The organism is Mesorhizobium sp. M7A.F.Ca.CA.001.08.2.1, assembly GCF_003998455.1.
GTDB classification, from domain to species: domain Bacteria; phylum Pseudomonadota; class Alphaproteobacteria; order Rhizobiales; family Rhizobiaceae; genus Mesorhizobium; species Mesorhizobium ciceri.
The window spans coordinates 1-6,418 of sequence record NZ_RZPW01000335.1 but is presented as its reverse complement, the minus strand read 5'-3'; the positions used below and the strand labels follow the sequence as shown (position 1 = coordinate 6,418).

Here is a 6,418-nt window from a genome sequence, read left to right as displayed (position 1 = left end):
GTCATCGCCGGCACCGTCAATCTCGCCAAGACGGTGATCACCGTTCCCGACAAATTGCCGGGCTCGCTGGCGGCGCTCGACGTCAAGCACAAGAACGCGCCGGGCGCGGTCAAGGCGCAGGACAAGGCGCTGCGGCCGCCGACGACCAGCGGCAAGGGCGGCGGTAGCGGCCTTGCGCTCGATGTCACGGTCAACGCGCCGAATCAGATCTTCATCCAGGGCAGGGGCGTTGATGCCGAACTTGGCGGCTCGCTGAAGCTGACCGGCCCGGCCTCGTCGCCGCAAGCGGGCGGCACCTTCACCTTGCAGCGCGGACGACTGTCGATCCTCGGCAAGCGGCTGACCTTCACCGAAGGCACGGTCGGGTTTTCCGGCTCGCTGGTGCCCTATCTCAATTTGACGGCGACCACGACGACGACCAGCGCCACCGTCACCATCGTGGTGTCGGGCGAAGCGACCAATCCGAAGTTCACCTTCTCCTCGGTGCCGGCGCTGCCCGAAGATGAGGTGCTGGCGCAATTGATCTTCGGCCGCTCGATGTCGAACCTGTCGCCGCTGCAGATCGCCCAGCTCGCCGAAGCGGCGGGGCAGCTGGCCGGCGTCGGCGGCTCGACGTCGCTGCTGGAAAACCTGCGCAGCGCCATTGGCGTCGACGATCTCGACGTCACCACCGACGATCAGGGCGGCACGGCGGTTTCGGCCGGCAAATACCTCAACGACCGCACCTATGTCACCATCCAGAAGGGCGACAAGCCTGGCTCGGGCAAGGCGACGATCGACCTCAATGTCGGGCGCGGCGTCAAGCTGCGCGGCGAGGCCAACGATGCCGGCGAAGCCAAGGGCGGCATCTTCTACGAGAAGGAATACTGACAGTTCGGCGGGGCTTTTGGCCTCATGGTGGATCGATTCTGGTGCTGTGCGGGCCAGAGTAAATGTCTCAGTTTAATCGACTATCGCGATTCCAGAAGAATCCGTCGGGCAGTAGCAAATTTGCGCCAAGACTGTCGTTATCACGCGAACCGCTCCCCTTTCAAAGTTGCACATTCCCTAACATGTTCTCAATCCACGCCGTCTTTGACATCATGGCCTGGATGCGGAATGTTAAAAGGCGGAAAGCCAACAATGGGAGTTAAGTCATGACAATTTATAAGAGTAATGGCGATCGCGTTCCGGATCACATCCTGGCCATGGCCGAAGAAGCCAAGGCAGGCAAGGTGGACCGCCGCGAATTCCTGGCCATGGCCAGCGTCTTCGGCGCATCGACGGCAATGGCTTACGGCTTGCTCGGCCTCGCCGATCCGACGCCGGCGAAGGCCGAAGAGGTAAAGGGCAAGAAGGGCGGCACGCTGAAGATCGCCCAGTGGATCAAAGATCCCAAGGACCCGCGCAAGGCCGACTGGTCGGAAATCGCCAATGCCGAGCGCCAGGCGCTGGAGCCGCTGGTCAAGTACACCTCCGAATACACGTTTCGCCCCTATCTGCTGGAAAGCTGGGACGTCAACGACGACGCCACGCAGTATACGCTGCATGTGCGCAAGGGCGTCACCTGGTCGAATGGCGATGCCTTCACCGCCGATGACGTCATCTTCAACCTGAAGCGCTGGGCTGACAAGAAAGCCGAAGGCAATTCCATGCCCGGCCGTCTCGGCTCGCTGGTCAAGGACGACAAGCTCGACGAAAGCGCCGTGACCAAGCCGGACGACCACACGGTCGTGCTTAAGCTCAGCAAGCCGGACATCGCGCTGATTCCGAACATGTGCGACTATCCCGGGCTGATCGTCCACAAGACCTTCGATGAGAAGGGCGGCGACTTCAAGGCCTGCCCGATCGGCACCGGTCCGTTCGAACTCGTCTCCTACGATGTCGGTCAGAAGGTGGTCTACAAACGCCGCACCGATGACAAGTGGTGGGACGGCGAAGTGTTCCTCGATGGCCTGGAATTCATCGACTACGGCACCGATCCGGCAGCCATGGTCAGCGCTTTCGAGGCCGGCGAAGTGCACACCAACTTCGAGACTTCGGCCGACTATGTGTCGATCCTCGACGGCATGGACCTGGTGAAGTCGGAAATCGTCACCGCGTCGACCATCGTCTGCCGCACCAACGTCAACAACAAGCCCTATGGCGACCAGAAGGTGCGCAACGCGCTGCAGCTTGCGGTCGACAACAATGTCGTCTTGCAGCTCGGCTACGGCAATGCCGGCTCGGTCGCCGAAAACCACCATGTCTGCTCGATCCATCCGGAATATTACGAGCTGCCCAAGGTTGCCCGTGATCCGGCCAAGGCGAAGGCGCTGATGGCGGAAGCCGGCCAAGCCGACTTCGAACACGAGCTGATCACCGTCGACGAAGACTGGCACAAGAACACCGGCGATGCGATCGCCGCCCAGCTGCGCGACGCCGGCATCAAGGTGAAGCGCACCGTTCTGCCGGGTTCCACGTTCTGGAACGACTGGACGAAGTATCCGCTGTCGATGACCAACTGGAACATGCGTCCGCTCGGCGTCCAGGTTCTGGCCATCGCCTATCGCACCGGCGAGGCCTGGAACGAGGCCGGCTGGTCGAATCCGGACTGGGATGCCAAGCTCAATGCGGCGCTCGCCGTTGCCGACGCCGCCAAGCGCAAGGACATGATGAAGGACATCGAGCAGATCCTGCAGGATTCCGGCATCATGATCCAGCCGTACTGGCGCAAGCTCTACAGCCACTCGGTGAAGGCGGTGCAGAACTATAAGATGCACCCGACCTTCGAGCGCGACTACGGCAAGGTCTGGCTCGACCAGGCTTGATATCGCATCGACATGGAGGGAAGGGGCTCGCTCCCTTCCCTCGCTCTTTGCATTGTCCGTCCCTGCTGGTCCGCACATTCTCAAAAAAGTTGCGGACTCGCGGGCAAGGCCATGCAACAAAAACAGGGTTGATCGCATCCGAAGGCCTGTTTGACAGCCAGCCCCGCCGGTCACGGCAGGGTTGGCTTTCATAGCCGGCTCAAACCCCAACCCATCGGCAGGGGGCCGCCATGCTTTCCTTCGTTATCAGGCGTCTTGGCACCATGGCATTGACGATGCTGTGCCTGACCATGGTCGTCTTCTTCCTGATCAACCTCGAACCCAATCTGAAGAAGCTGGCGATCAGCCAGACCGAAATGCATACGTCGGCCGAGCAGCTCGAGAGCTGGCTGGTCAACCATGGCTACCGGCAGAACTTCTTCGTCCGCTACGGCCAGTGGCTTGGTGTCTTGCCCAAGCAGCCGGTAACCGACCCGGCGACCGGTAAGCCGGCGCAGCGTTTCTCCTTCTGCAACGATCCGCTAGTGCCGACCTTTGCCGGCGTTTTCCAGGGCGATTTCGGCTGCTCGACCAAGTTCAAGGCGACCGTCGCCTCAAAACTGTTTCCGGCACTCGGCGCTACCGGCATCCTGATGTTCTGGGTGCTGGCGGTGATGGTGCCGATCTCGCTGCTGATCGGCATTCTGGCCGGCATGCGTGAGGGGTCGCGAACCGACCGGGTGCTGTCCGTGGCGTCGATCGCCTCGACGGCGACGCCTGAATATGTGTCGGGCGTCATCTTCACCGTCATCTTCGCCTCATGGCTAGGCTGGCTGAACGGCTCGGCGGCTTCGGCCAGCCAGGGCATCACCTTCTACAATTTCACACTGCCGGTGATGACGCTGGCGATCTACGGCATCGGCTATATCGCCCGCATGACGCGAGCTTCGATGGTCGAAGTGATGACGCAGCAATATATCCGTACCGCGCGGTTGAAGGGTCTCTCCTTCGGCAGCGTGGTGGTCAAACATGCCTTGCGCAACGCGCTGATCGCACCGTTCACCGTCATCATGCTGCAGTTCCCTTGGCTGCTCACCGGCGTCGTCATCGTCGAGGTGATGTTCCGCTACCAGGGCTTCGGCTACACGCTGGTCGAGGCGGCCGGCAACAACGATATCGACCTTTTGCTCGGCTGCTCGCTGGTCTCGGTGTTCATCGTCTTGATCACGCAGCTCATTTCCGATGTCGGCTACGCATTTCTCAATCCGCGTATCAGAGTTCAGTAGGGAGCGAAGCCGATGCCGGTTCAATACATCAGTGGCTTCACCGTCGTTTTCGAAGTGCTGTCGCGCTTCTGGCCGGTCTGGATCGCGCTCGTCATCGTCATGGGCGCGAGCTTCGCCTACAAGAAGAAGCTGGCGCTCTACGGCCAGCTGTTCGACAGCGGTGTCGGCATCGTCGGCGTCGGCATCTGCCTGTTCTGGCTGTTCACGGCGATCTTCGCCGCGACCATATCGCCCTTCGATCCGCTGGCCCAGATTCCGATCATGAAGGACGTGCTGCCGGGCGCCGTCGAACCGCAGTCGGGGCTGACCTATCTGTTCGGCGGCGACAAGCTGGCGCGCGACGTGTTTTCGCGCATGGTCTATGGCAGCCAGATCGTGCTGATCATCGCGCCTGCCGCGACCGGCTTCGCGCTGATGGTCGGCATCACGCTCGGCCTGCCCGCCGGCTATTACGGCGGCAAGATCGACACCGTGCTGTCGTTCCTGGCCAACCTTGTGCTCGCCTTCCCGGTGATCCTGCTGTTCTACCTCTTGGTGACGCCGGGTATCATGGACACGCCGATCCCGTACGGCATGGCCGGCGTGTTCTTCCTGTTTCCGATCATCTTCTTCAGCGTGCTGTTCTGGACCCGCTACAAGAACCGGCCCGACCGGCTCTACATCCTGCTCGGCATCACCCTGATCCTCGGTGGCTGGATCTATCTCGGCCTTGTGTTCGATAAGGACCCGCTGCACATCGTCCATATCGATCCAAACCAGCTCAACATCTTCGTGGCGGTGGTGTTCGCCTCCAGCCCCGGCGTGTTCCGCATCGTGCGTGGCCTGGTGATGGACATCAAGACGCGCGACTATGTGGCGGCGGCGCAGACGCGCGGTGAATCGCCCTGGTACATCATGCTGTGGGAGATCCTGCCCAATGCGCGCGGGCCATTGATCGTCGATGCCTGCCTGCGCATCGGCTACACCACGATCCTGCTCGGCACGCTCGGTTATTTCGGCCTTGGCCTGGCGCCGGAAAGTCCGGACTGGGGCACCGCGATCAAGGACGCCAGCCGCCTGCTGCGCTCCTTCATCCATCCGGCGCTGCCGCCGACCATCGCACTGATGTCGTTCGTGCTGGGCTTGAACCTGCTCGCCGACTCGCTGCGCGAACAATCGATGAAAGACTGATGTCGCGGGTTTCGACCCGATGGGCCTGAGAGAAACAGGCCTGGAAGAACCAGGATTGGAGCGACCCATGAACGAGGCAGTTCGAAATCCCGCCAAGCCGACCCCCGGGCCAACCAAAGGGCCGATCATCGAGATCGAGAACCTGTCGATCTCCTTCTTCACCCGCAAGGGCGAGATACCGGCGGTCATGGATTTTTCCTGCACCGTCATGCCGGGCGAGGCGATGGGCATCGTCGGCGAATCCGGCTGCGGCAAGTCGACCGTGTCGCTCGGCATCATGCGCGACCTCTCCAACATCGGGAAGATCGTCGGCGGCAAGATCAAGTTCCAGGGCAAGGACATGGGCGAACTCTCCGACGAGGAGTTGCGTTCCATCCGCGGCAACAAGATCGCCATGATCTACCAGGAGCCGATGGCGAGCCTGAACCCGGCGATGAAGGTCGGCCAGCAGCTGATGGAAGTGCCGCTGATCCACGACAAGGTGTCGAAGGAAGAGGCCTATAAACGCGCCCTCGATATGGTGCGCTCGGTCAAATTGCCCGATCCCGAGCGTATGATGCGCTCCTATCCGCACCAGCTCTCCGGCGGCCAGCAGCAGCGCATCGTCATTGCCATGGCGCTGCTGTCGAAGCCGGCGCTGCTTTTGCTCGACGAGCCGACGACGGCGCTCGACGTGACGGTGGAGGCGGGCATCGTCGATCTGGTCAAGGGGCTGGGCGAAAAGTTCGGCACGTCGATGATCTTCGTGTCGCACAATCTCGGCCTGATCCTGGAAACCTGCGATCGCATCACGGTGATGTATTCGGGCGAAGCGGTGGAGACCGGCAAGATCAAGGACGTGTTCGACCGGATGCGCCACCCCTATACGCAAGGGCTGTTCCGCTCGATCCCGCTGCCGGGCGCCGACAAGAACTCACGGCCGCTGATCTCCATCCCCGGACAGCTGCCGCTGCCGCACGAGCGGCCCAAGGGCTGCAATTTCGGCCCGCGCTGCCACCATTTCGTCGAGGGTGTCTGCAACGCCGCCGAAATCCCGATGATCGAGGTCGCTGGTCACGAAGGCCATTTCTCGCGCTGCGTGCGCTTCAACGAGATCGACTGGGAAGCGCTGCCACCCGGTGCCAAGAAGGTCAATGAGCGCGTCGTGCCCGGCGCGCCGGTGCTCAAGATCGAGGACCTCAGAAAATATTACAG

The 6,418-nt window shown here is 61.7% G+C and carries 5 protein-coding genes; all 5 read left to right on the top strand.

Going from position 1 to position 6,418, the window contains the following annotated elements; all coding sequences use genetic code 11:
• A partial coding sequence (locus EN914_RS19760) for a translocation/assembly module TamB domain-containing protein (RefSeq protein WP_206527217.1) occupies window positions 1-870 on the top strand: 870 nt, incomplete at its 5' end.
• Window positions 871-1,136: 266 nt separating this feature from the next.
• Complete coding sequence (locus EN914_RS19755; protein ID WP_013530882.1) at window positions 1,137-2,789, top strand: ABC transporter substrate-binding protein; 1,653 nt, start codon at window positions 1,137-1,139, stop codon at window positions 2,787-2,789.
• 230 nt (window positions 2,790-3,019) lie between these two features.
• Entirely contained in the window at window positions 3,020-4,054 is a 1,035-nt protein-coding gene (locus tag EN914_RS19750; protein ID WP_013530883.1) for an ABC transporter permease, read from the top strand.
• A gap of 12 nt (window positions 4,055-4,066) precedes the next feature.
• On the top strand, window positions 4,067-5,224 hold the full coding sequence (locus EN914_RS19745; protein ID WP_013530884.1) for an ABC transporter permease: 1,158 nt from the start codon (window positions 4,067-4,069) through the stop codon (window positions 5,222-5,224).
• Between the two features lie 67 nt (window positions 5,225-5,291).
• Window positions 5,292-6,418 (top strand): ABC transporter ATP-binding protein (locus tag EN914_RS19740; RefSeq protein WP_164778808.1); only part of this gene is annotated, 1,127 nt, incomplete at its 3' end.

Excerpts from the sequence above, each read along its gene's own strand:
- EN914_RS19750 (WP_013530883.1), top strand. The coding sequence starts at position 3,020 with ATGCTTTCCTTCGTTATCAGGCGTCTTGGCACCATGGCATTGACGATG.
- EN914_RS19745 (WP_013530884.1), top strand. The coding sequence starts at position 4,067 with ATGCCGGTTCAATACATCAGTGGCTTCACCGTCGTTTTCGAAGTGCTG.
- EN914_RS19755 (WP_013530882.1), top strand. The coding sequence starts at position 1,137 with ATGACAATTTATAAGAGTAATGGCGATCGCGTTCCGGATCACATCCTG.